17 protein-coding genes are annotated in these 21,810 nt (G+C 63.4%); 11 read left to right on the top strand and 6 right to left on the bottom strand.

What is annotated here, in order from left to right; translation table 11 throughout:
* Positions 1-157: 157 nt before the first annotated feature.
* Together HX875_RS03205 and HX875_RS03200 are read right to left on the bottom strand one after the other, a co-directional pair.
* Positions 158-952, bottom strand: coding sequence for a class II aldolase/adducin family protein (locus tag HX875_RS03205; protein WP_177041586.1), 795 nt, complete (start codon positions 950-952; stop codon positions 158-160).
* A gap of 107 nt (positions 953-1,059) precedes the next feature.
* Positions 1,060-1,965, bottom strand: a complete 906-nt coding sequence (locus tag HX875_RS03200; protein ID WP_177041584.1) for a LysR family transcriptional regulator — start codon at positions 1,963-1,965, stop codon at positions 1,060-1,062.
* 219 nt (positions 1,966-2,184) lie between these two features.
* Between HX875_RS03200 and HX875_RS03195 the strand changes: the two genes are divergently transcribed.
* From HX875_RS03195 to HX875_RS03145, 11 genes are all read left to right on the top strand, one after another.
* Positions 2,185-2,808, top strand: a complete 624-nt coding sequence (locus HX875_RS03195) for a cysteine dioxygenase (RefSeq protein ID WP_177041582.1) — start codon at positions 2,185-2,187, stop codon at positions 2,806-2,808.
* Complete coding sequence (locus HX875_RS03190; protein WP_177041580.1) at positions 2,805-4,385, top strand: rhodanese-related sulfurtransferase; 1,581 nt, start codon at positions 2,805-2,807, stop codon at positions 4,383-4,385. Before HX875_RS03195 ends, HX875_RS03190 begins: the two co-directional genes overlap by 4 nt.
* Positions 4,386-4,487: 102 nt before the next feature.
* Entirely contained in the window at positions 4,488-5,444 is a 957-nt protein-coding gene (locus HX875_RS03185) for an ABC transporter substrate-binding protein (protein ID WP_177041579.1), read from the top strand.
* Positions 5,445-5,457: 13 nt separating this feature from the next.
* Entirely contained in the window at positions 5,458-6,801 is a 1,344-nt protein-coding gene (locus HX875_RS03180) for an LLM class flavin-dependent oxidoreductase (protein ID WP_177041577.1), read from the top strand.
* Between the two features lie 13 nt (positions 6,802-6,814).
* Complete coding sequence (locus HX875_RS03175) at positions 6,815-7,819, top strand: ABC transporter substrate-binding protein (RefSeq protein WP_177041575.1); 1,005 nt, start codon at positions 6,815-6,817, stop codon at positions 7,817-7,819.
* A 143-nt stretch (positions 7,820-7,962) separates the two neighbouring features.
* On the top strand, positions 7,963-9,141 hold the full coding sequence (locus tag HX875_RS03170) for an acyl-CoA dehydrogenase family protein (RefSeq protein ID WP_177041573.1): 1,179 nt from the start codon (positions 7,963-7,965) through the stop codon (positions 9,139-9,141).
* Positions 9,138-10,097 (top strand): D-isomer specific 2-hydroxyacid dehydrogenase family protein, encoded by a 960-nt coding sequence (locus HX875_RS03165; RefSeq protein ID WP_177041571.1) that lies wholly within the window; start codon positions 9,138-9,140, stop codon positions 10,095-10,097. Before HX875_RS03170 ends, HX875_RS03165 begins: the two co-directional genes overlap by 4 nt.
* Before the next feature lie 308 nt (positions 10,098-10,405).
* Positions 10,406-12,526, top strand: coding sequence for a TonB-dependent receptor (locus tag HX875_RS03160; protein ID WP_177041569.1), 2,121 nt, complete (start codon positions 10,406-10,408; stop codon positions 12,524-12,526).
* Positions 12,527-12,568: 42 nt separating this feature from the next.
* Positions 12,569-14,143 carry a flavin monoamine oxidase family protein gene (locus HX875_RS03155; protein WP_177041567.1) on the top strand — a complete coding sequence of 525 codons (1,575 nt, stop codon included), beginning with the start codon at positions 12,569-12,571 and terminating at the stop codon, positions 14,141-14,143.
* Positions 14,144-14,168: 25 nt separating this feature from the next.
* Positions 14,169-14,660, top strand: a complete 492-nt coding sequence (locus HX875_RS03150) for a RidA family protein (protein WP_177041565.1) — start codon at positions 14,169-14,171, stop codon at positions 14,658-14,660.
* A gap of 36 nt (positions 14,661-14,696) precedes the next feature.
* Positions 14,697-17,420 (top strand): TonB-dependent receptor plug domain-containing protein, encoded by a 2,724-nt coding sequence (locus HX875_RS03145; RefSeq protein WP_256348025.1) that lies wholly within the window; start codon positions 14,697-14,699, stop codon positions 17,418-17,420.
* 128 nt (positions 17,421-17,548) lie between these two features.
* On the opposite strand, the gene HX875_RS03140 is transcribed toward HX875_RS03145, so the two are convergent.
* The 4 genes from HX875_RS03140 to HX875_RS03125 form a co-directional block, all read right to left on the bottom strand.
* Entirely contained in the window at positions 17,549-18,436 is an 888-nt protein-coding gene (locus HX875_RS03140) for a LysR family transcriptional regulator (protein WP_177041563.1), read from the bottom strand.
* Between the two features lie 247 nt (positions 18,437-18,683).
* Positions 18,684-19,307, bottom strand: coding sequence for an isochorismate family cysteine hydrolase YcaC (gene ycaC, locus HX875_RS03135; RefSeq protein WP_177041590.1), 624 nt, complete (start codon positions 19,305-19,307; stop codon positions 18,684-18,686).
* 17 nt (positions 19,308-19,324) lie between these two features.
* Positions 19,325-21,163 carry an amidohydrolase gene (locus tag HX875_RS03130; protein ID WP_177041561.1) on the bottom strand — a complete coding sequence of 613 codons (1,839 nt, stop codon included), beginning with the start codon at positions 21,161-21,163 and terminating at the stop codon, positions 19,325-19,327.
* A complete protein-coding gene (locus HX875_RS03125; protein ID WP_177041560.1) occupies positions 21,160-21,753 on the bottom strand; it encodes an antibiotic biosynthesis monooxygenase in 594 nt (197 codons plus the stop codon). Before HX875_RS03125 ends, HX875_RS03130 begins: the two co-directional genes overlap by 4 nt.
* Positions 21,754-21,810: the final 57 nt, after the last annotated feature.

Genomic DNA, 21,810 nt, shown 5'->3' with positions numbered 1-21,810 from the left:
TTTAACACTCAGGTCGGCTTTCAGGCCGCCGTGCTTTTGATTTTGATCTTGATCTGACTGCCCCATTCAGCCCGAGGCCGAACGCAGGGATTGAGGAGCGGGTAAACCGGCAGGACGCCGGTTTAGCCGCGACGGATATGTACTCGGTCCCACACCCTCAGAGCTTGTAATCAGTATCCGTACGCTCCAACTGCCGAATCAACGCATTCCAGTGCCGCGCCACCCCCGGCCCATCCCCGCTCTTGAACACCTGCGCCTGCTTCTCCACCTTGGCCACCACCTCGGCCGGCGGAAAGATCAGCTCAGCATTCCCCCCCGCCTGCGCCGCGATCTGGATATTGCACGCCCGCTCCAACCCCTGCAGCTGCTGGAACGCATGCTCCACACTCACCCCCGCCGTCAGCAACCCATGGTTACGCAGGATCATCACGCTCTTGTCCCCCAGGTCCGCCACCAGCCGCTCACGCTCATCCAGGTCAAGCGCCACGCCCTCATACCCGTGATACGCCACACGCCCGGAGAACCCGATGGAATGCTGAGAGATAGGCAACAACCCGTCCTTCTGCGCCGACACCGCAATACCGTCGCGAGTATGCGTATGCAGCACAGCCTGCAGGTCATGACGAGCCGCATGGATAGCACTGTGGATCACGTAGCCCGCGTAATTGATCCCCAGCCCGGTAGGGTCATCGACGATCGTACCGTCGATGTCCACCTTGACCAGGTTGGAAGCGCTGATCTCATCGAACAACAACCCATAGGCGTTGATCAGAAAATGCTCCTCAGGCCCCGGCACGCGGGCGGAGAAGTGGGTGTAGATGTGGTCAGTCCACTTGTACAGAGCGGCCAGCCGATAGGCCGCCGCCAGCTTGACGCGCACCTCCCACTCTTCCGGGGTGACCCGCTGGCGGACGTTGTTCGAGACACTGGAGATCGAGGTGACGCTGCTCATGGCAAAACTTCCTGGATGGCCTTAAGGACTTCCAGACAAGCCTAGGGGATGCCAAAAAATAATAAAAAGCACATTTTAATCTAAGCTAATTATTATTTTTTTTCATATCACGCCGCATTCCGGATCTTGTGCAACGACGCCGCCACCAACTCGCCAAACGCATCCACCGGCCCTTGCAGGTTGCCGAGGAAGTGCGGGTAGATCAGCCACAGGTCCATCACCGGCTTGAAATCCTTCAGCGGCATGGCCGCCAACTGATCGCGATGGGCACTGCGTTCCAGCAACGGCCGTGGCACCAGGCCAAGGCCCAGGCCATCTGCCACCAGGCCCAGTTGCAGCTCGGTGCCGAAGGTCTCCAGGTTGACCCGCAACGCCAGGCCCTGGTCCGACAAGGTGCGTTGCAACCCGGCGCGGAAACCGCAGCCATCCGGGTTCAGGATCCAGCCGCTCTGGTACACATCGGCCAGCTTGCAGGGCTTCTTCGGCAGTTGGGCCTTGGCACACACCACCACCAGTTCCATCTTGCCGATGGACTCGCCGACGATGTTGTCCGGGAAGATCTTGCCCGCCGGGAACAACGCCGCCGCCGCGTCCAGTTCGCCGCGCTCGATCTTGCCCACCAGTTGGCTGCCCCAGCCGGTAGCCACCTGGGCCCGCAGCTCGGGGTATTCGTTGCGCAGGTGCTTGAGGGCATCCAGCAGCACCACGTCGCCGATGGTTTGCGGCACGCCCAGGCGCAGCAAGCCGGTGGGCGGTGCGTCGGTGGCCACCAGTTCGCGCAGGGCGTCCATTTCCCGAAGGATCGAACGGCACTGTTCATACACCCGCGTACCGATCAAAGTAGGCTTGAGCGGCTTGGTGTTGCGGTCGAACAACTCCACCCCCAACGCCTGCTCGAAGTTCTGCACGCGACGGGTGATGGCCGGCTGGGTCAGTTGCAACGACTCGGCGGCATGGCTGATGGACTGGCAACGAATCACTTCGACAAAGGCATCGATATCGTCAATTTTCATTTGGGCCGCACATAGAGAACAGTCATTAAGATGTGTGAAAAGCATAGTTCCAATCCCGATGGCTGGATAGCCCACGGGCGGATCGATAACGTCTAACGCTATTCAAACCGGTTCTAAATTACTTTCAGCTATAACCTAATCATTAAAAAATAGCATATTAACTATAAACATTATGCTTAGATAAACCCATCACCACGAACCACCCACGATGGAATTGTCATGACCCAGGCCCGACACCCGGAGAGACTCAGAGCATTCATTGGCGCCCTGGCGGAATTGATCGACGGCAACCCTCGCGAAGGCGACCTGCTGCACCGTGGCGGCAAGCTGCTGGCGCAACTGGTGAGCCATGACGACTGGCTGCCGGACGAGTTTGCCCAACCCAACCCCGAGCGTTATCAGCAATTCCTGCTGCACGCCGATTCGCGCCAGCGCTTCAGCATCGTCAGCTTTGTGTGGGGGCCGGGGCAGACCACGCCGATCCATGACCATCGGGTGTGGGGGCTGATCGGCATGCTGCGGGGTTCCGAGTATTCCCAGGGCTTCGAGCGTAACGCCGAGGGGGCACTGATCCCTGACGGCAAGCGTATCCAGCTGGAACCCGGCCAGGTGGAAGCCGTGTCGCCGAAGATCGGTGACATCCATCAAGTCAGCAATGCCTTCAGCGACCAGGTGTCCGTCAGCATTCATGTTTACGGCGCCAATATCGGTGCCGTGCGCCGCGCCGTGTACCAGCCGGACGGCAGCGAGAAACTGTTCATCTCCGGTTATTCCAACGCCTTTCTCCCGAACATCTGGGATTTGTCCAAAGACGCCTTGTCCAAAGAGAGCCCTGCCCCATGACTGTATCGAACCGCACCTTCGCCCAGATTCGCCAGGCCCTGTTGGACCGTGAAGAAGTCGCCCTCGTGGATGTGCGCGAGGAAGCGCCTTTCGCCGAATCCCACCCCCTGTTCGCCGCGAATATCCCGCTGTCGAAACTGGAACTGGAGGTGTACTCGCGCATCCCGCGCCGGGACACCCACGTCACCGTCTACGACAACGGCGAAGGCCTGGCGCAGATCGCCGCCCAGCGCTTGCAGGCGCTCGGCTACACCCAGGTGAGCTTGCTGGAAGGCGGCCTGGACGGTTGGCGCAACGCCGGTGGCGAGCTGTTTATCGACGTCAACGTGCCGAGTAAATCCTTTGGCGAACTGGTGGAAAGCCAGCGCCACACACCGTCTCTTGCGGCGGAAGAAGTCCAGGCCTTGCTCGACAGCAACGCCGACGTGGTGGTGCTCGACGCCCGCCGCTTCGATGAATACCAGACCATGAGCATTCCCACCGGCATCAGCGTGCCCGGGGCCGAACTGGTGCTGCGCGCCCGTGAACTGGCGCCGGACCCGGCCACCCGCATCATCGTCAATTGCGCCGGGCGTACCCGCAGCATCATCGGCACCCAGTCACTGATCAATGCGGGCATCGCCAACCCGGTGTCGGCCCTGCGCAACGGCACCATCGGCTGGACCCTCGCCGGGCAAAAGCTGCAACACGGGCAGGCTCGCCGCTTTGCGCCGACGTCCGAAGCACACCGCCAGATCGCCGCCAAGGACGCCCGCCACGTTGCCGACAAGGCCCGCGCAGGCCGCGCCACCCTCGCCGACCTGCACCGCTGGCAGCAGGAAGCCGCCCGTACCACTTACCTGTTCGACGTTCGCACCCCGGAAGAATTCGAAGCCGGCCACCTGCCCGGCGCGCGCTCGACACCCGGTGGCCAACTGGTGCAGGAAACCGATCACGTCGCCAGCGTCCGTGGCGCCCGGCTGGTGCTGGCAGATGACGACGGCGTGCGGGCCAACATGTCGGCGTCCTGGCTCGCGCAACTGGGCTGGGAAGTGTATGTGCTGGATGGCCTGCAGCCTGAGCACTTCAGTGCAACGGGCAACTGGGTTGCCCCGGTCCCGGCACCGCAACAGGCCGAGCTGATCAGCCCGCATACCCTCGCCGAATGGCAGGCTCATGGCGACACCGCAGTACTGGATTTCACCGCCAGCGCCAACTACGTCAAGCGCCACATTCCCGGTGCATGGTGGGCATTGCGCGCGCAACTACCAGAGGCCTTGCGCAAGGTACCCGCCGCCGAGCGCTACGTGCTGACCTGCGGCAGCAGCCAACTGGCGCGCCTGGCCGTCGCCGAAGTCGAAGCGCTGACCGGCAAGCCCGTGTTCCTGCTGCAGGACGGCACCGCCAGCTGGATCGCCGCGCAACTGCCCCTGGAAGAAGGCGAAACCCGCCTCGCCTCGCCGCGCATCGACCGCTACCGCCGCCCGTACGAAGGCACCGACAACCCGAGGGAAGCCATGCAGGCCTACCTGGATTGGGAATTTGGCCTGGTGGACCAGTTGGCCCGCGACGGTACCCACGGTTTCTACGTGATCTGAACACTGCCCGGGGCGAGCCCGCTCGCCCCGTTTCCCACGACCGGCCGACCCCTTCTCCAGGCGGAGGCGACTGAACCCAAGACTTAGCCTGGAGCCCGCCTGATGCGCTTGACCCTTGCCCTTTTACTGGCCGCCCTCACCCTGGGCGCGACCTGCCAGGCCGCCGACCTGCAACCCCTGCGGGTGGCCAACCAGAAATCCACCATCAAGGCCCTGCTGGAAGTCGCCGGCGAAACCAAAAGTGTGCCCTACGAAATCCAGTGGTCCGAGTTCCCCGCCGCCGCGCCGTTGGGCGAAGCCCTCAACGCCGGCGCCGTGGACATCGGTGCCCTGGGCGATGCGCCCTATGTATTCGCCCTCGGTGCCGGTGCGCCGCTGAAGGTGGTGAGCATCATCCACGCCGAAGGCCGCAACACCACTGCGATCATCGTGCCCAAAGATTCGCCGATCAACAGCGTCGCCGACCTCAAAGGCAAGCGCATCGTCACCACCCGCGGCTCCATCGGGCATTTCCTGGCGATCAAGGCGCTGCGCAGCGCCGGCCTTTCCACCCGCGACGTGCAGTTCATCTTCCTGCTGCCCAGCGAGTCCCGCCTGGTACTGGATAACGGCACCGCCGATGCCTGGTCGACGTGGGACCCCTACACCACGGTGGTCACCTCCCAAAGCCAGGCCAGGGTGCTCGCCAGCGGCAACAACCTGCTGAGCAATCATCTGTACCTCGCCGCCACCAGCCAGGCGATCGCCGACAAGCGCGTGCAACTGGATGACTTCGTCGCCCGGGTCGACCGCGCCTACCGCTGGAGCAATGACCACCCGCAGGAGTTCGCCGCAGCCATGGCGAAAATCACCGGCCTGCCGCTGGAGGTGCATGTGGCCGTGGCCAACGCCACCCATATGCAGCCGGTGGCGATTGACGACTCGGTGATCAGCGGCCTGCAAACCACCGCCGACATCTACCAGGAAGAAGGCCTGCTGACCCGACACATCGACGTCTCCCCAGGCTTCGACAAGAGCTTCAACGCCAAGCGCGCCCCCCTTACCCAAGCTTCCCGCTAACAGGAGATCGATCATGAGCAAACGCCAACTGAAACTCGGTGCCATGGTGCACGGCGTCGGTCACGGCTGGGGCGAATGGCGCCACCCGCAGGCGCAACCCAATGCCAGCGTCAACTTCGGGTTCTACAAGCACCAGACGCAACTGGCCGAAGGCGCGAAATTCGATTTCGTGTTCATCGCCGACAGCCTGCATATCCATGAGAAATCCAGCCCGCACTACCTCAACCGCTTTGAGCCGCTGACCATCCTTTCCGCCCTGGCGGCCTTGACCTCGAACATCGGCCTGGTGGCGACCGTCACCGTGAGCTACACCGAGCCGTTCCAGGTGGCGCGCCAGTTCGCCTCCCTGGACCACATCAGCGGCGGGCGCGCCGGCTGGAACGTGGTCACCTCGTGGCTCAGCGGCACCGCCGACAACTTCGGCAAGGCCGAGCACCCGCCCCATGCCGTGCGCTACCGCATCGCCAAGGAGCACGTGAATGTGGTCAAGGGCCTGTGGGATTCCTGGGAAGACGATGCCTTCGCCTACAACAAGCAGAGCGGCGAGTTCTTCACCCCCGGCAAGCTGCACGCGCTGGAGCACAAGGGCGAGTTTTTCTCGGTCAAGGGCCCGCTGAATATCGCCCGCTCGCGCCAGGGCCAACCGGTGATTTTCCAGGCGGGCACCTCCGAGGACGGGCGCAATTTTGCCGCCGAGAACAGCGACGCGATTTTCGTGCACGCCGAGACCTTCGACGAAGCCAAAGCCTACGCCCAGGACTTGAAACAACGCGCCCGCCGTTTTGGTCGGGATGCCGATCAGTTGTCGATCCTGCCGGGCATCCGCCCGATTGTTGGCCGCGATGAGGCCGAGGTGGAACGTCGCTATCAACAAGCGGTGGAACTGGTGACCGTCGAAGATGCGATCGTCGCCCTGGGCCGCCCGTTCAATGACCACGATTTCAGTAAGTACCCGTTGGACGAGCCCTTCCCGGAACTGGGCGACCTGGGCTCCAACAGCCAGAAAGGCGGCTCCGACCGCATCAAGCAACTGGCCCGCGACGAGGGCCTGACGCTGCGGGAAGTGGCCCTGCGTTTTTCCCGGCCCAAGCGCGATTTTGTCGGCACGCCTGAGCAGGTCGCCGACGCGATCCAGACCTGGTTCGAAGCCGGCGCGGCCGACGGGTTCATCATCAATTCACTGCTGCCGGACGGCCTTCAGTACTTCACCGAGCTGGTGGTGCCGGTGCTGCAACAGCGCGGCCTGTTCCGCAGCGAATACAGCGGCGTCACCCTGCGGGACAACCTTGGCCTGGAGGTGCCGTCCAACCGCTACAGCGCGGCCCTTGAATCGCAGCCAACACAGATTGCCATCTGACCAGGACCCGACCATGACGAACACGATCAAACAGGGACAGTTCAATCGTCGCGGCTTCCTGGGTGCCAGTTCGATTGCCCTTGGTGCGCTGGGGCTTGCCTCGCTGGTGCCACGGGCTTTCGCAGGCACTGCGAAGCTCTCGGACCTGACCCTTGCCGTCGCCACCTACCGTGGCCAGGACTCGTACTTCACCGACGATGCCGGCACTTCCAACACCCCCTACAAGGTCGACTACGCCGAGTTTGCCGGCGGCAACCTGATCGTCGAAGCGCTGGCCTCGGGCAGCCTCGACATTGGCGGCATGAGTGAGATCCCGCCGATCTTTTCGATCCAGAGCCACCGCGAACCGAAGCTGATCGCGGTGCTGCAAGGCGACGTGAACAACCAGGTGATCCTGATTCCCAAGGATTCGAAAATTGAATCCATCGCCCAGCTCAAAGGCAAGCGCGTGGGCTATGTGCGCTCCACCACGTCCCACTACTTTTTGATCAAGGCGTTGAAGGAGCAAGGGCTGACGTTCAACGACATCACCCCCGTGGCGCTCACGCCGCAGGATGGTTTCAGTGCGTTCCAGAGCGGCCAGCTGGACGCGTGGGTGATCTACGGGGTGTTTATCCAGCTGGCGAAATTCCGCAGCGGCGCCCGGGTATTGAAAACCGCCCTCGGCTACCTCTCCGGCAACTACCTGATCGGCGCCCGCCCCGCGGCCCTGGAAGACCCGCTGCGCAAGCAGGCGATCCAGGATTACCTGCAGCGCCAGGCGCGCACCCTGGAATGGATGAACAACAACCCCGAGCCCTGGGCCGAGAAATCGGCGAAGTTGCTGGGGGTGGACAAAGCGGTGTTCCTCGACGTGTACAACAACCGCAGCCAGCCCTACAGCGTGATCGAGGTGAACGACCAGGCCATCGCTTCGCAGCAGGAAGTGGCGGATTTGTTCTTCAACGCCGGGGTGTTGAGCGAGCGGCTGGATGTCAGCCCGTTGTGGGATCGGCAGTTCAAGCTGCTGCCCATTTAGAAGACGAACACGATCCAGTGTGGGAGCTGGCTTGCCTGCGATAGCGGTGTATCAGATTGCATTTTCAGCGGCTGACACTCCGCTATCGCAGGCAAGCCAGCTCCCACATTGATCGGTGTACACCCATCCAGAGTGAACCGACCATGAGCCTTTCTTCTCAACCCTCACTGCGCTCCGTGGAAGTGGCCAATTTCGAAGCCTTGCTGGAAACCCTCAGCGCCCAGCTCGCCGCCACCGCACACCTTTACGATGAAAGCGGCGCCTTCCCCCACGACAACTTCAAGCTGCTGCACCAGCACGGCCTCGTCGCCCTGACCGTGCCCAAGGCGTTGGGCGGTGGCGGCGCCAACCTGGCCCAGGCGCGCAAGGCCATCAGCGCCATCGCCAAGGGCGAGCCCTCCACCGCGTTGATCCTGGTGATGCAGTACCTGCAACACACCCGCCTGCAAGACAGCAAAACCTGGCCGCCTGCCCTGCGCACCCAAGTCGCCGAGGACGCCGTGCGCAATGGCGCGCTGATCAATGCGCTGCGGGTCGAGCCGGATCTTGGCACCCCGGCCCGTGGCGGCCTGCCTGCGACCGTCGCACGGCGTACCTCCGCCGGTTGGCGCATCAGCGGGCGCAAGATCTACTCCACCGGCAGCCATGGCCTGACCTGGTTCAGCGTGTGGGCCCGCAGCAGCGATGAAGACCCGCTGGTAGGCGCCTGGCTGGTGCCCAAGGACAGCCCCGGCATCAGCATCATCGACACCTGGGACCACCTGGGCATGCGCGCTACCTGCAGCCACGAAGTGGTGTTCGATAACGTGCTGGTGCCGTTGGACCATGCGGTCAGCGTCAGCCCGTGGAGCGCGCCCCAGGCGGAACTCGACGGTGACGGATTCTTGTGGATGTCAGTGCTGCTCTCATCGGTGTACGACGCCGTGGCCCAGGCAGCGCGCGACTGGCTGGTGGACTGGCTGGAACAGCGCAAACCCTCCAACCTCGGCGCCGCGCTGTCGACCTTGCCGCGCTTTCAGGAGACCGTCGGGCATATCGACACCCTGCTGTTTGCCAACCGCAGCCTGCTGGACGCTGCTGCCGACGGGCACACCCCGGCAGCCAATGCGGCGCAAATCAAATACCTGGTGACCGGCAACACCATCCGCGCCGTGGAGCTGGCCATCGAGGCCTCAGGCAATCCCGGCTTGTCCCGCCATAGCCCGCTGCAACGGCATTACCGCGACGTGTTGTGCAGCCGCGTACATACCCCGCAGAACGACGCGGTGCTGCAAGGCGTCGGCAAAGCCGTCTTCGCACAACGACACAAGGAACGCACATGAGCCAGGTGATTATCGCCAGCCAGCTGGACGAAGATTTCAACGCAGTGATCCGCCAGCGCCTGGCCCTCACGCACCCCGGTGCCGAGGTGATCGGGGTGCCCGCTGGCGTACCCAGCGACTTGCCGCCCCAGGCCAATATCCTGCTCGCGCGGCCGATCAACGTGCGTGGCTACACCGCGCCGGACACACCGCCACCGGGCTGGCCGTATGGCGTGCAGTGGATTCAAGTGGTGTCGTCGGGCATCGATTTCTACCCCAAATGGCTGTTCAACGGGCCGCCGGTGAGCACCTCACGGGGCAGCGCCGCCGAAAACCTCGCCGAGTTCGCCCTGGCGGCGATCTTCGCGGCGGCCAAGCATTTGCCGGATATCTGGGTGCAGGATTCGCAATGGCAGTTCACCCCGTTACGGCCGCTCAAGGGCACTACCTTGGGGATTCTGGGGTTTGGTGCGATTGGTCGCAGCCTTGCGCAGAAAGCTCATGGGTTGGGGATCAAGGTGGTGGCGTTGCGACAAAGCCAGGCAACCTTTGACGTGGATGGCGTGGAAGCGGCGCGGGATATTCATGACCTGTTTGCGCGCGCTGATCACCTGGTACTGGCTGCGCCTTTGACGGAAGCGACGCGGCATATTGTGGATCGTCATGTGTTGGGCAGCGCCAAGCCAGGACTGCACCTGATCAACATTGCCCGGGGTGGTTTGGTGGATCATGAGGCGCTGCTGGAGGCCCTGGACAGCGGGCACATCGGGCTGGCTTCGCTGGATGTGACCGAGCCCGAGCCATTGCCGGACGGGCATGCGCTGTACGGGCATCCGAGGGTCAGGGTGTCGCCGCATACGTCGGCGATTTCGACCAATAGCCGGCATGATATTGCGGACAGTTTTCTGGGCAACCTGGAAAGATATCTGGGTAATCTGCCGCTGGAAAACCTGGCCGATACCCAACGCGGTTACTAAGCCCAGCGCGATTAAAAATGTGGGAGCTGGCTTGCCTGCGATAGCAATGGATCAGTCGATATCAATGTGACTGAACCACCGCCATCGCAGGCAAGCCCGCTCCCATATTTGTTTTTTGTTGGCCGAAAAATATCATCAGCCTTACGCATCTCAATCAAACCACTACATACCTATTTTTTATAATTAACTTATAACTAATCGGACTTTTACGCCCGGCATTTATACAAATACTGTTACATCCATTACCGACCCCTGACCAGGTGGAGGCCCGACTTTGCCTAAACCGTCAACCACCTCAGGGGTCCATCATGAGTCCTACCGCCGTACCCAATCGCCTGACACTGGCCGTCTCCCTCGCCCTGTTCGGCCTCACCGCCCACGCCGATGACACCGCCCTTCCGGTGGTCAACGTCACCGCCGAGCACCGCAGCGAAGACCTGCAAAAAACTCCGCTGGCGATTTCCGCGTTCGACGAAAAGGCCCTCGAAGACAAGCAGATCAACAGCGTGCGCGACCTCGCCGGCCAGGTACCGAACCTGACACTCAGCCGCCAGTCGATCTCCTACAGCGCCCAGACCTACGGCATCCGCGGCATCGGCGAAACCGACCCGATCCAGGAAGCCGCCGTCGCCGTCTACGCCGATGACCTGTACATCCCCCGCGCCATTTCCTCGATGCTCGACTTCAACGATGTGGAGCGCGTCGAAGTGCTGCGCGGCCCTCAGGGCACGCTGTACGGACGCAACAGCAGCGCCGGCGCGATCCGTGTGATCACCCGCGACCCGACCCAGGAAACCCGTGGATTCGTGGAGCTGGGCGCCGGCAGCTATGACGCCCAGAACGCCCGCCTGCTGATCAGCGGCCCGTTGGTGGACAACGCGCTGTTCGGCAGCTTCTCGGCGATTCGCCTGAGCCGCGATGGCACCGTGTCCGACCCTACACGGGGCAAGGACGTGAACAACGTCGACATCCAGTCCTATCGCGGCAAGCTGCGCTACAAGCCGGTGGATTCGCCCTGGGATGTGCAACTGACCCTGGCCGGCACCTTCGACCGGGGCGACACCACCAGCTACACGCCCTTCGACGCCAACGGGCATTTCGACAAGTTCAAGAGCTACAGCAGCCTCGACCCGAAGAACCGCCTGGACCAGGGCAGCTCGGTGCTGCGGGCGATCTATGCGATCGACGATCATCTGAGTTTCAAGTCCGTCACCGCCTACTCGGCGTTCCACCAACCGGTGGACTATGACAACTCAGGGCAAGCCGCGCTGATCCAGAACAACCTGATCCTGTACAAGCAGAACTACGCGACCCAGGAGTTCCAGCTCAACGGCGACTACGACGATTTCAGCTTCAGCACCGGCGTGTACCTGTACCGCGAGAAGTTCGACGCCGACCGCGACAACCTCACCTATTCCGTCGCCCGCAACCGGGTGATCGGCCAGGGCCAATACAGCACCACCAACACCGAAAGCTATGCGCTGTATGGCCAGGGCACCTACAAGCTCACGCAACAACTGTCGCTGATCGCCGGCTTGCGCTTTACCCGCGAGCACAAGAATTTCGACTTCACCAACTATGCGATCAACACCGACCGACAGATCACCGGCACCAACTTCACCGCCGAGTCGAGCAAATCCTGGCAATCCACCAGCCCGAAAATCGGCTTCGAATACGCCTGGACCCCACACCTGAACCAGTACGCCTACGTCGCCAAGGGCTTCAAGGCAGGCGGCTACGACAACCGCGCACCGACCCAGGCCGCCGCCGAACAGGCGTTCTCCCCGGAAGACGTGACCACCTGGGAAACCGGGGTCAAGGGCGACTTCTTCGACCAGCGCCTGCGGGCCAACGTCGCGGTGTTCTACAACGACTACAAAGACCTGCAAACCAACGCCTATGACCCGGCGCTGGGGGTGAGCCTGCGCACCAACGTTGGCCGTGCCCACACCTACGGCGTGGAGCTGGAAACCCTCACCGCCCTGAGCCGCGACCTGCAACTGACCGCCAACGTCGGCTACCTGCAAAGCAAGTACGACGACTTCCAGAACGCCAGCGGTGCCGGGGTGGATGCCAACGGCAAGCAGTTGGTGTTCTCGCCGCGCTGGAACGCCAGCCTGGGCCTGAACTACACCATCCCGGCCGGGCTGCCCGGCACTCTGCTTGCGGGCACCGATGCGCAGTTCCAGACCAAGTCCTACGCCAATGCGCTGAACGACGACATCCAGGAAATCCCGCAGCAAACCTTCTGGAACGCCAACACCCGCTACATCAGCAGCGACGGCCACTGGACCACCACCCTGGCGGTGAAAAACCTGCTGGACCGCGCCTACCCGCAGTCGGTGGGCTACGTGCCCTCCAGCGGCGCCCGCTACTACTCGGTCAACGACCCACGAACCCTGTTGCTGACCGTGCGCTACGACCTCTGACGCTACTACCTCCAAAAGCACCGCTATCTCAAGGAGCGAATCATGGCTTTTACCCGCAGGGAACTGATTTCCCGCATTGCCGCCGTGGGCGGTTATTCCGCCGCTGTCAGCGCATTGGGCGCGCTGGGGCTGACGCCTCAGGCAGTGGCATCGAGCTTCACCCCGCTGCAATTGGGCAGCACCGGCAAAGGCAAGAGCGTGGTGGTGGTCGGCGCCGGAATCTCCGGGCTGGTCAGCGCCTATGAGCTGCGCAAGGCCGGTTTCAACGTGACGATCCTGGAAGCCCGTGACCGGGTGGGTGGGCGCAACTGGACGCTGCGCCGAGGCACCAAAGTCGACTTCGACGACGGCGTCAGCCAGACCGTCGACTTTGACGACGGGCAGTTTTTCAATGCCGGCCCGGCGCGGATTCCCAGCCACCACCAAACGATCCTCGGCTACTGCCGCGAACTGGGTGTGGAGTTGCAAGTGCTGGTCAACAGCAGCCGCAATGCCCTGGCCCGGCCGGACACGCAGCAGCCGGCGTTCCAACTGCGCCAGGCGGTCAACGACACCCGCGGCCAGCTCTCTGAACTGCTGGCCCGCACCGTCAGCCGCAAGGCGCTGGACCAGGACCTGAGCGTGGACGACCGCAAGGCCCTGCTGAGTTTCCTCAAGGTGTATGGCGACCTCAACGGCGACCTGCAATACAAGGGCTCGGTGCGTTCCGGCTACACCCGCGTGCCCGGCGCCGGCGACCAGACCGGCGTGACCCGCGCGCCGCTGGAGCTGCAAACCCTGCTCAATCCCAAGCTGTGGGGCGCGCTGGTGTTCGATGAAATACCTGAGTTTTCCTCCACCATGTTCCAGCCGGTGGGCGGCATGGACCGCATTCCGTATGCCTTCTACGAACACCTGAAAGATGCGGTGCGTTTCAACGCTGAGGTCAGCGATATCCAGACGTCGGAGCAAGGCAGTCGCATCAGCTACCGCGACCGTCTCAGCGGCAAGACCCAGACCCTGAGCGCCGACTACGCCATCGTCACCGTGCCGTTGCCGCTGCTGGCCAAGCTTGCGAGCAACTTCACGGCACCGTTCAAGCAGGCGATCCAGACCGCGCAAAGCGACCAGGCCAACAAGGTGGCGTGGCAGGCACCGCGCTTCTGGGAAACCGACTTCAACATCTACGGCGGCCTGTCGTACCTCGACCATGAAGTCAAAGGCTTGTGGTACCCCAGCGACCGTCTCAACAGCGCCCAGGGGATTCTGGTGGCGGCCTACAACACCAGCGAATCGGCCCAGGCCTTCAGCCAGAAATCCCTGGCCGAACAGTTCGCCTCTTCACGCCAGGCGGTGGAGCTGCTGCACCCCGGCCACAGCGCCAAGTTGCAAAAACCGGTGGCGATCAACTGGTCGAAAGTCAGCTACAGCAAGGGCCCGTGGATCGTTAACGACGAGGTGGGCGAAAGCGCCTATCGCGTGCTCAACGAACCTCAGGGCCGCACGTACCTGGCCAGCGACGCCCTCGCCCACGGCGGCGTCGGCATCTGGCAGAACAGTGCCGCCGATTCGGCACGGCGCATCGTCGCGCTGATCGGCCGGCATGCCGAACGCCAGCAACCGGGCGTCGCCGCCTGAAATTTCTCACTCAAGGAATGAACCCATGAAGACTCTTCTTGCAGGACTGCTGATGACCGCCACCACCCTCGCCGCCCACGCCGATGAGATCAAGCGCGTGCCGCTGCCCAACTCGAACTTCCCGATCTCGCTGGCAGTGTCGGTGCCACCGCAGACCGAGCTGCTGTTTGTCAGTGGGTTGCTGGCTGATGTGCATGACGCCAAGGCGCCGAAAGACTCGTTTGCCGCGTATGGCGACACGGCGATCCAGACCACTTCGATCCTGAACAAGCTCAAGGGTGTGCTGCAAAGCCAGGGGCTGGACCTGGGGGATGTGGTGCAGTTGCGGGTGTTCCTGGTGGGTGATCCTGCCAAGGGCGGCAAGCTCGATTTTGCCGGTTTGCAGGAAGGCTACACGCCGTTCTTCGGCAGTGCCGAGCAACCGAAAAAGCCGGCGCGCACGGCGGTGCAGGTCGTCGCGTTGCCACTGCCCGGCGGCCTGGTAGAAATCGAAGCGGTTGCCGCGCGCAAACGCTGACAGGGACATCACCCGAGACCAAGGAGCTTCACTCTCATGCGAAAAATCAACTGGCTGACCACGCCTTTGTGGCGAGGGAGCTTGCTCCCGCTGGGGCGCGTAGCGGCCCCAAAACCTGACACCGCCGTTCTCCTGGAAAACCGTGGCGCTGGCGTTGGGGCTGCTGCGCAGCCCAGCGGGAGCAAGCTCCCTCGCCACAGCAAGCTCTCTCACCACAGCAAGCTCCCTCGCCACAGCAAGCTCCCTCGCCACAGCAAGCTCTCTCACCACAGCAAGCTTCCTGACCGCAAAAAGTTACACCGGCACAATCAACTGAAACTCCTGCCGCTCTCGCTGGCCTGCGGCCTGGCGTCCTTCGGCGTCGAATCCGCCGAAGACCGCTCTCCCACCCTCGACACCGTGGTGGTCACCGGCAACCGTGGCGCCGAACAGCGCACGGTTACCACCAGCCCCACGCCGATTGATGTGATCAGCGGCGAACAACTGCGGGCTGTGGGCAAGCCGAGCCTGCTGGAAGCCCTGGGCAAACTCATCCCCTCGTTCAACCTGCCCGACCGCGCCGGTTGGGACGCCAGCGGCGTGGTGCGCTCGGCCACGTTGCGCGGCCTCACCGCTTCCCACGTACTGGTGCTGGTCAACGGCAAGCGCCGCCACACCAGCGCCACCCTGAACATCAACGGCATCAACAGCGGCGCCGCTCCCAGCGACCTGGACCTGATCCCGGTAGCCGCCATCGACCATGTGGAAGTGCTGCGTGACGGTGCGGCGGCGCAGTACGGTTCGGATGCGATTTCGGGGGTGATCAATATCATCCTCAAGCAGACCACCGGCGGCAGTTCCGACACCACCCTGGGCCAGAACTACGACGGCAAGCGCGGCACCGGCCAGGAGGCGCTGAACTATGGCTTTGCGGTGGGCGAAGCCGGGGTGCTTAATGTGTCCCTCGACACCCGCTACCAGGAGCGCGACAACAAGGCCGGCAGCAACGGCTACAGCAGCCATTACTACCCGCTGGCGGACGGTTCCGCCGACCCGCGCGAAGCCACCTCCAGCCACCACACCTACAAAGGCTATGGTTCGCCCCGCAGCCAACTGGCCGACGTCGCCTACAACCTCGACCTGCCGCTGAACGACGACCTGACGCTGTACTCCTTCTCCACCCTCGCGACCCGGGAGAACAACGACGGCCAGAACTTCCGCCTGCCCAACGGCCGCAACACCATTACCACCGGCCCCAATGGTTACCCCAACGGCTACAGCCCGTACTGGCTGGTCAACGAGACCGACTTTCAATCGGCCTTCGGCGCGAAGGGCAACGACCTCGGCGGCGGCTGGGCCTGGGACCTGAGCAGTACCTACGGGCGCAACTACGCCAAGCAGCGCACCTACGACAACCAGAACCCCTCCCTGGGTGAAAGCACACCGAACAAGTTCACCTCCGGGATCTACATCGCCGATCAGCTCACCACCAACCTGGACCTGAAAAACGCCTACGAGATCGGCCTGGCCAAGCCGCTGGATGTAGCGTTCGGCCTGGAGCACCGGCGCGAAAGCTACGAAACCCGCGCCGGCTCCGAGGCATCGTATATCGATGGCGGCTACGTGTTCCCCGCGGGCCATCCACGGGCCGGGCAGCGACCCGACCCAGGCGCCCAGGTCACCAACGGCATCCGCCCGGAAGACGCACAGAAGATCAGCCGCAACAGCGTCGCCAGCTATGTCGACCTGGGCTTCTACCCCACCGAGCAGTGGTACGTCGGCGTGGCCGGGCGCTACGAGCATTACAACGAAGGCGTCGGCGGTACCCGCAGCGGCAAGCTCAGCACGCGGTATGCGTTCAACCCGGTATTCGCCCTGCGCGGCACCGTGAGCAACGGCTTTCGTGCGCCGTCCCTGGCCAACGAAATCTTCACCGCGCGCTCTACCGGGTTCGACACCATCAACGGGGTGTACCAGTCATATAACTACGTGATCCTGCCGGTGGATTCCGCCGGTGCCCAGGCCCTGGGCGCCAAGGCGCTGAAGCCGGAGCGCTCGACCAACTTCAGCCTCGGTTTCGCCCTGACCCCAAGCGACGACCTGAGCCTGACGGTGGACGGCTACGTGATCAACCTGCGGGACCGCCTGGTGCTCAGCGAACGCTTCCAGGGCCCGGGCATTGCGGCGTTGCTGGACGGCATCGGCGTACCGGCCACGGCGGGCGCGCAGTACTTCACCAACGGCGCCAACACCCGTACCTCCGGCGTGGACGTGGTGGGCAACTACCGGCAAAACCTCGACCGCTATGGCTCGGTGAAATGGACTGCGGCGCTGAACTACAACCACACGCAAATCCTCAGCGTCAACGACACCCCGGCGCAGCTCGCCGCCCTGGGCGACTTCCAGTTGATGGGCCGCCAGTCGCGCGCGCTGATCACCAAGACCTCACCCAGCAGCAAGATGATCTTCTCTGCCGACTGGGCGATCCACGACTTCGACGTCAACCTGCGCTTGACCCGCTACGGCACCTACACCGAGGTCAACAGCTCCAGCGACCCGAGCCTGGACCGCACCTATTCGGCCAAGTGGATCACCGACCTCGACGTGGCGTACGCGATCACCAAGCAACTGACGGTGGCCGTGGGCGCGCAGAACCTGTTCGACAAATACCCGGATCACATCGGCGTGAAGAACTCCTCGTTCGGCGACAACTGGGGCAGTTATTCGCCGTTCGGGTTTACCGGCGGGTATTACTACAGCCGGGTGCAGTATGCGTTCTGAGTGCACCTCCCTGTAGGAGCGAGCTTGCTCGCGAAAAACACAAGGGCAATGCGTGCTTCCAGGATGCCCGCGTCATCGTTAACGTCCTTCGCGAGCAAGCTCGCTCCTACAGGGGGACATACGTTTGACTAGCAACCGCCGGCCAGGCTTTCACGCAAGAACTCGATCAACGCCTGCACCGGGCGCGAGCTCTGGCGGTGCTGGGGGTACACGGCGGAAAGGGTCAGGGACTCGGGCGCGAAGTCTTCCAGCAGCGTCACCAGACGGCCATCCTGCAGGGCTTGGGCGACGATAAAGTTCGGCAAATAGGTGATGCCCAATCCTGCCACCGCAGCATCCCGCAGCAACTCGCCATTGTTGACGCGCATGCGCCCGCTGACGTTGCGGGTGTGGGGTTTGCCGTCGACCTTGAAGTGCCATTGCACCTGGCGGCCATGGCCGTAGGGCAGGCATTCGTGGTCGGCAAGGTCGTTGGGGTTCCGGGGCGTACCGTGGCGGGCCAGGTAGTCCGGGCTGGCGCAGTACACGCGTTGCACGCTGGCGATGCGCCGGGCGATCAGGGTCGAGTCTTCGAGGATACCGATGCGCAGCACCAGGTCGTAGCCTTCGCTGATCAGGTCTACCGGGCGGTCGCTCAGGTCCACTTCCACCGTGACGTGGGGGTGGCGTTGCAGGAACAGCGGCAGCAGGCAGCCCAGGTGCGCCATGGCGAACGACAGCGGCGCGCTCAGGCGAATGGTGCCACGGGGGTCGGTGTTCTGGCCGGCGATGCCCTGCTCCACTTGCTCGACTTCACTGAGCAGGCGCAGGGCGGATTCGTAGTAGCTCTGGCCCAGGGGCGTGACGTCCAGGCGGCGCGTGGAGCGGTTGAGCAGGCGCACGCCCAGGCGCTCTTCCAGCTGGATCAGGCGGCGGCTGACAAATTGCTTGGACAGCCCAAGGTGTTCGGCGGCGGCGGTGAAACTGCCGGACTCCATGACCTGGCAAAACAGGCGCATGTCTTCGAAGGGGTTCATTGTCGCTTCTCGGTGGACGCTGAAGCTCTTTATAACCGGGTTGTCGCATCACCACCAATCAAATGTCGATACCCATGTGGCGAGGGAGCTTGCTGTGGCGAGGGAGCTTGCTCCCGCTGGGCTGCGTAGCGGCCCCAAAAATCCTGGGAGCGCTTCGCACTCCAGCGGGAGCAAGCTCCCTCGCCACAGCAAGCTCCCTCACCACAGCAAGCTCCCTCGCCACAAGGAGGTTGCTTCGGCCCTGAGGTTACTTCGCCGCCAGCGCCGAGTAGCTGTTCATCAGGTTGCGGTAGTTGGGAATGCGCGGCGACAGCAAGTTGGCCAGGCCTTCCATGTCGTTGCGCCAATCCCCTTGCAGCTCGCAGGCCACCGAGAACCAGTTCACCAGTTGTGCACCGGCAGCCGTCATGCGGGCCCACGCGGCCTGTTGCACGGTTTCGTTGAAGGTGCCCGATGCATCGGTAACCACGAACACTTCAAAACCTTCGGCCAGGGCCGACAGCGTCGGGAAGGTCACGCACACGTCAGTCACCACACCGGCGATGATCAGTTGCTTGCGCCCGGTGGCTTTCACCGCCTGGACGAAATCTTCGTTGTCCCACGCGTTGATCTGGCCAGGACGCGGGATGTACGGGGCGTCCGGGAACAGTTCTTTCAGCTCCGGCACCATCGGGCCATTGGGGCCGTTTTCGAAGCTGGTGGTGAGGATGGTCGGCAGCTTGAAGAACTTGGCCAGGTCCGCCAGGGCCAGCACGTTGTTCTTGAATTCGTTGGGCGAGAAATCCTGCACCAGCGAAATCAGGCCGGTCTGGTGGTCCACCAGCAGTACCACGGCGTCATCTTTGTTCAGGCGTTTGTAAGACATGGGAATACTCCTTTGGGGTTGATTCAGAAGGCAAAACACGAGCAGCCAAACGCGCCCCAGAAACCCTGGAAGTCGCTGACCGGCACGCTCGACAGACGCGCCCGTTCATGGCTATGGGAATGCACGCCGCACGGGCCGCTGCACTGGTGCACCTGGGCCTGCAGCGTTGAGGTCGGGCGCCAGTGGCCCGGCACCTTGACCACCGGCGACCAGTCCGGCAGTACCGGCACGCTGGGTGGCGCGAAGTCTTCAAAGTCGCCGGCGCCGTACACCACCTTGCCGCCGACCACGGTCAGTACCGATTCGATCCACTTGATGGCTTCTTCGTCGACGCTGAAGAAGTCCGCCGACAGCGCTGCCACGTCCGCCAGTTGGCCGACCTTGACCTGGCCTTTCTTGCCCTGTTCGGACGAGAACCAGGCGCTGCCGTGGGTGAACAGTTCCAGGGCGGTCAGCCGGGGCAAGCCTTCGGCGTGCAGTTCCAGCCCGCCCACGGTGCGGCCGCTGACCATCCAGTACAGCGAGGTCCAGGGGTTGTAGCTCGACACTCGGGTGGCGTCGGTGCCGGCGCCCACCGGCACGCCTTCGGCGAGCATGCGCTTGATCGGCGGCGTGGCCTCGGCGGCCTTGGCGCCGTAGCGCTCCACAAAGTATTCGCCCTGGAATGCCATGCGGTCCTGGATCGCGATGCCGCCACCCAGTGCTCGCACCCGCTCGATGTTCTGCGGGGTGATGGTTTCGGCGTGGTCGAAGAACCATGGCAGGCCGTTGAACGGAATGTCGCGGTTGACCTTCTCGAAGACGTCGAGCATCCGTGAGATCGATTCGTTGTAAGTAGCGTGCAGGCGGAACGGCCAGCGCTGCTCTACCAGGTGGCGCACCACCGGTTCCAGTTCCTGCTCCATGGTCAGGGGCAGGTCCGGGCGTGGCTCAAGGAAGTCTTCGAAGTCGGCCGCCGAGAACACCAGCATTTCGCCTGCGCCGTTGTGGCGCAGGTAGTCGTCGCCCTGGTGCAGGGTCACGCTGCCGGTCCAGTTCTTGAAGTCGCTGAGTTCTTCCTTGGGCTTCTGGGTGAACAGGTTGTAGGCGATGCGCACGGTCAGTTGCTCATCCTTGGCCAACTGTTCGATCACCGCGTAGTCGTCGGGGTAATTCTGAAAACCGCCGCCGGCGTCGATGGCGCTGGTGAGGCCCAGCCGGTTGAGTTCGCGCATGAACTGGCGGGTGGAGTTCACCTGGTATTCCAGGGGCAGTTTCGGGCCCTTGGCCAGGGTCGCGTAGAGAATCATCGCGTTGGGCCGCGCCACCAGCATGCCGGTGGGGTTGCCGTTGCTGTCGCGCACGATCTCGCCGCCGGGCGGGTTCGGTGTGTCCTTGGTGTAGCCGGCCACCCGCAGGGCTGCGCGGTTGAGCAAGGCGCGGTCATACAGGTGCAGCACGAACACCGGCGTGTCGGGGGCGGCCTGGTTGAGTTCGTCGAGGGTGGGCATGCGTTTTTCGGCGAACTGGAATTCGTTCCAGCCGCCCACCACCCGCACCCACTGCGGCGTGGGCGTGCGGTCGGCCTGGTCCTTGAGCATGCGCAGGGCATCGGCCAGGGACGGCACGCCTTCCCAGCGCAGTTCGAGGTTGTAGTTCAGGCCGCCACGGATCAGGTGCAGGTGCGAGTCGTTGAGGCCGGGGATCACGGTGCGGCCCTTGAGGTCGATGACCTGGGTGCCGCTGCCCCGCAAGGCCAGGGCTTCGCCGTCGGTGCCTACCGCGACGAAGCGCCCCTGGTGGATGGCGACTGCCGTGGCGCGAGGGTTTTCACGGTCCACGGTGTGGAACTGGCCATTGAACAGAATCAGATCGGCGTTCATAGGGTTTCCTTTACAGAGGCTTCAAGCCAGGGCGCGAACAGGCGGGTGGCCGCCGGCATCAGCAGGTAAACCACCAGTACAACGATGGTCAGGGTGACCAGGAAGGTGGCGACGATGTAGTTGGACAGGAACGGATGCAGCCTCAGGACCGGGCCCCAGATGATGGGCACCAGCAAGGTCAGCGGCAGGATCACCAGCAGCGTGACCACCGCCTGTTTCCAGCGCGGCGGTTTGGCGGCGGTATCGGCCAGGGGCGAAAACCAGAACTCGTTGACCGCGCCGATCTCGGTCTGGTCGCCGTCGGCCAGCATTGGCGTGGCTTCGTTGATCAGCGCCTGGCGTTGGGGTGAATCCAGCCAGCGCTCCAGGTCGTCGGTGGAGCGGTAGCGCAGCACACAGGTGAACAGTGCGAGGCCGCCCTGCTTGCTGCGCACCACGTCGACGCCCAGGTGGCCCGGGCGTTCACCGGCGATGCGCACGATGCGCCGCAGCCAGGCTTCGTAGTCGGCTTCAAGGCCGGGTTTGATGCGGTGCTTGACCACCAGGGTGACCACCTCGTCCGGGCCGCCTTGCCGCGCTGCTGAGTCCATCGTGCTCCTCCCGTAAATACCTAAGCGATGACCGCAGTGTGGGGTCAGGTGCCACGG

The organism is Pseudomonas yamanorum (assembly GCF_013386765.1).
GTDB lineage: Bacteria > Pseudomonadota > Gammaproteobacteria > Pseudomonadales > Pseudomonadaceae > Aquipseudomonas > Aquipseudomonas yamanorum_A.
This window is presented reverse-complemented; position numbering and strand designations above follow the sequence as displayed.

Coding starts and splice junctions, on each gene's coding strand:
- HX875_RS03205 (WP_177041586.1), bottom strand. CDS start 952: ATGAGCAGCGTCACCTCGATCTCCAGTGTCTCGAACAACGTCCGCCAG.
- HX875_RS03200 (WP_177041584.1), bottom strand. CDS start 1,965: ATGAAAATTGACGATATCGATGCCTTTGTCGAAGTGATTCGTTGCCAG.
- HX875_RS03195 (WP_177041582.1), top strand. CDS start 2,185: ATGACCCAGGCCCGACACCCGGAGAGACTCAGAGCATTCATTGGCGCC.
- HX875_RS03190 (WP_177041580.1), top strand. CDS start 2,805: ATGACTGTATCGAACCGCACCTTCGCCCAGATTCGCCAGGCCCTGTTG.
- HX875_RS03185 (WP_177041579.1), top strand. CDS start 4,488: ATGCGCTTGACCCTTGCCCTTTTACTGGCCGCCCTCACCCTGGGCGCG.
- HX875_RS03180 (WP_177041577.1), top strand. CDS start 5,458: ATGAGCAAACGCCAACTGAAACTCGGTGCCATGGTGCACGGCGTCGGT.
- HX875_RS03175 (WP_177041575.1), top strand. CDS start 6,815: ATGACGAACACGATCAAACAGGGACAGTTCAATCGTCGCGGCTTCCTG.
- HX875_RS03170 (WP_177041573.1), top strand. CDS start 7,963: ATGAGCCTTTCTTCTCAACCCTCACTGCGCTCCGTGGAAGTGGCCAAT.
- HX875_RS03165 (WP_177041571.1), top strand. CDS start 9,138: ATGAGCCAGGTGATTATCGCCAGCCAGCTGGACGAAGATTTCAACGCA.
- HX875_RS03160 (WP_177041569.1), top strand. CDS start 10,406: ATGAGTCCTACCGCCGTACCCAATCGCCTGACACTGGCCGTCTCCCTC.
- HX875_RS03155 (WP_177041567.1), top strand. CDS start 12,569: ATGGCTTTTACCCGCAGGGAACTGATTTCCCGCATTGCCGCCGTGGGC.
- HX875_RS03150 (WP_177041565.1), top strand. CDS start 14,169: ATGAAGACTCTTCTTGCAGGACTGCTGATGACCGCCACCACCCTCGCC.
- HX875_RS03145 (WP_256348025.1), top strand. CDS start 14,697: ATGCGAAAAATCAACTGGCTGACCACGCCTTTGTGGCGAGGGAGCTTG.
- HX875_RS03140 (WP_177041563.1), bottom strand. CDS start 18,436: ATGAACCCCTTCGAAGACATGCGCCTGTTTTGCCAGGTCATGGAGTCC.
- HX875_RS03130 (WP_177041561.1), bottom strand. CDS start 21,163: ATGAACGCCGATCTGATTCTGTTCAATGGCCAGTTCCACACCGTGGAC.
- HX875_RS03125 (WP_177041560.1), bottom strand. CDS start 21,753: ATGGACTCAGCAGCGCGGCAAGGCGGCCCGGACGAGGTGGTCACCCTG.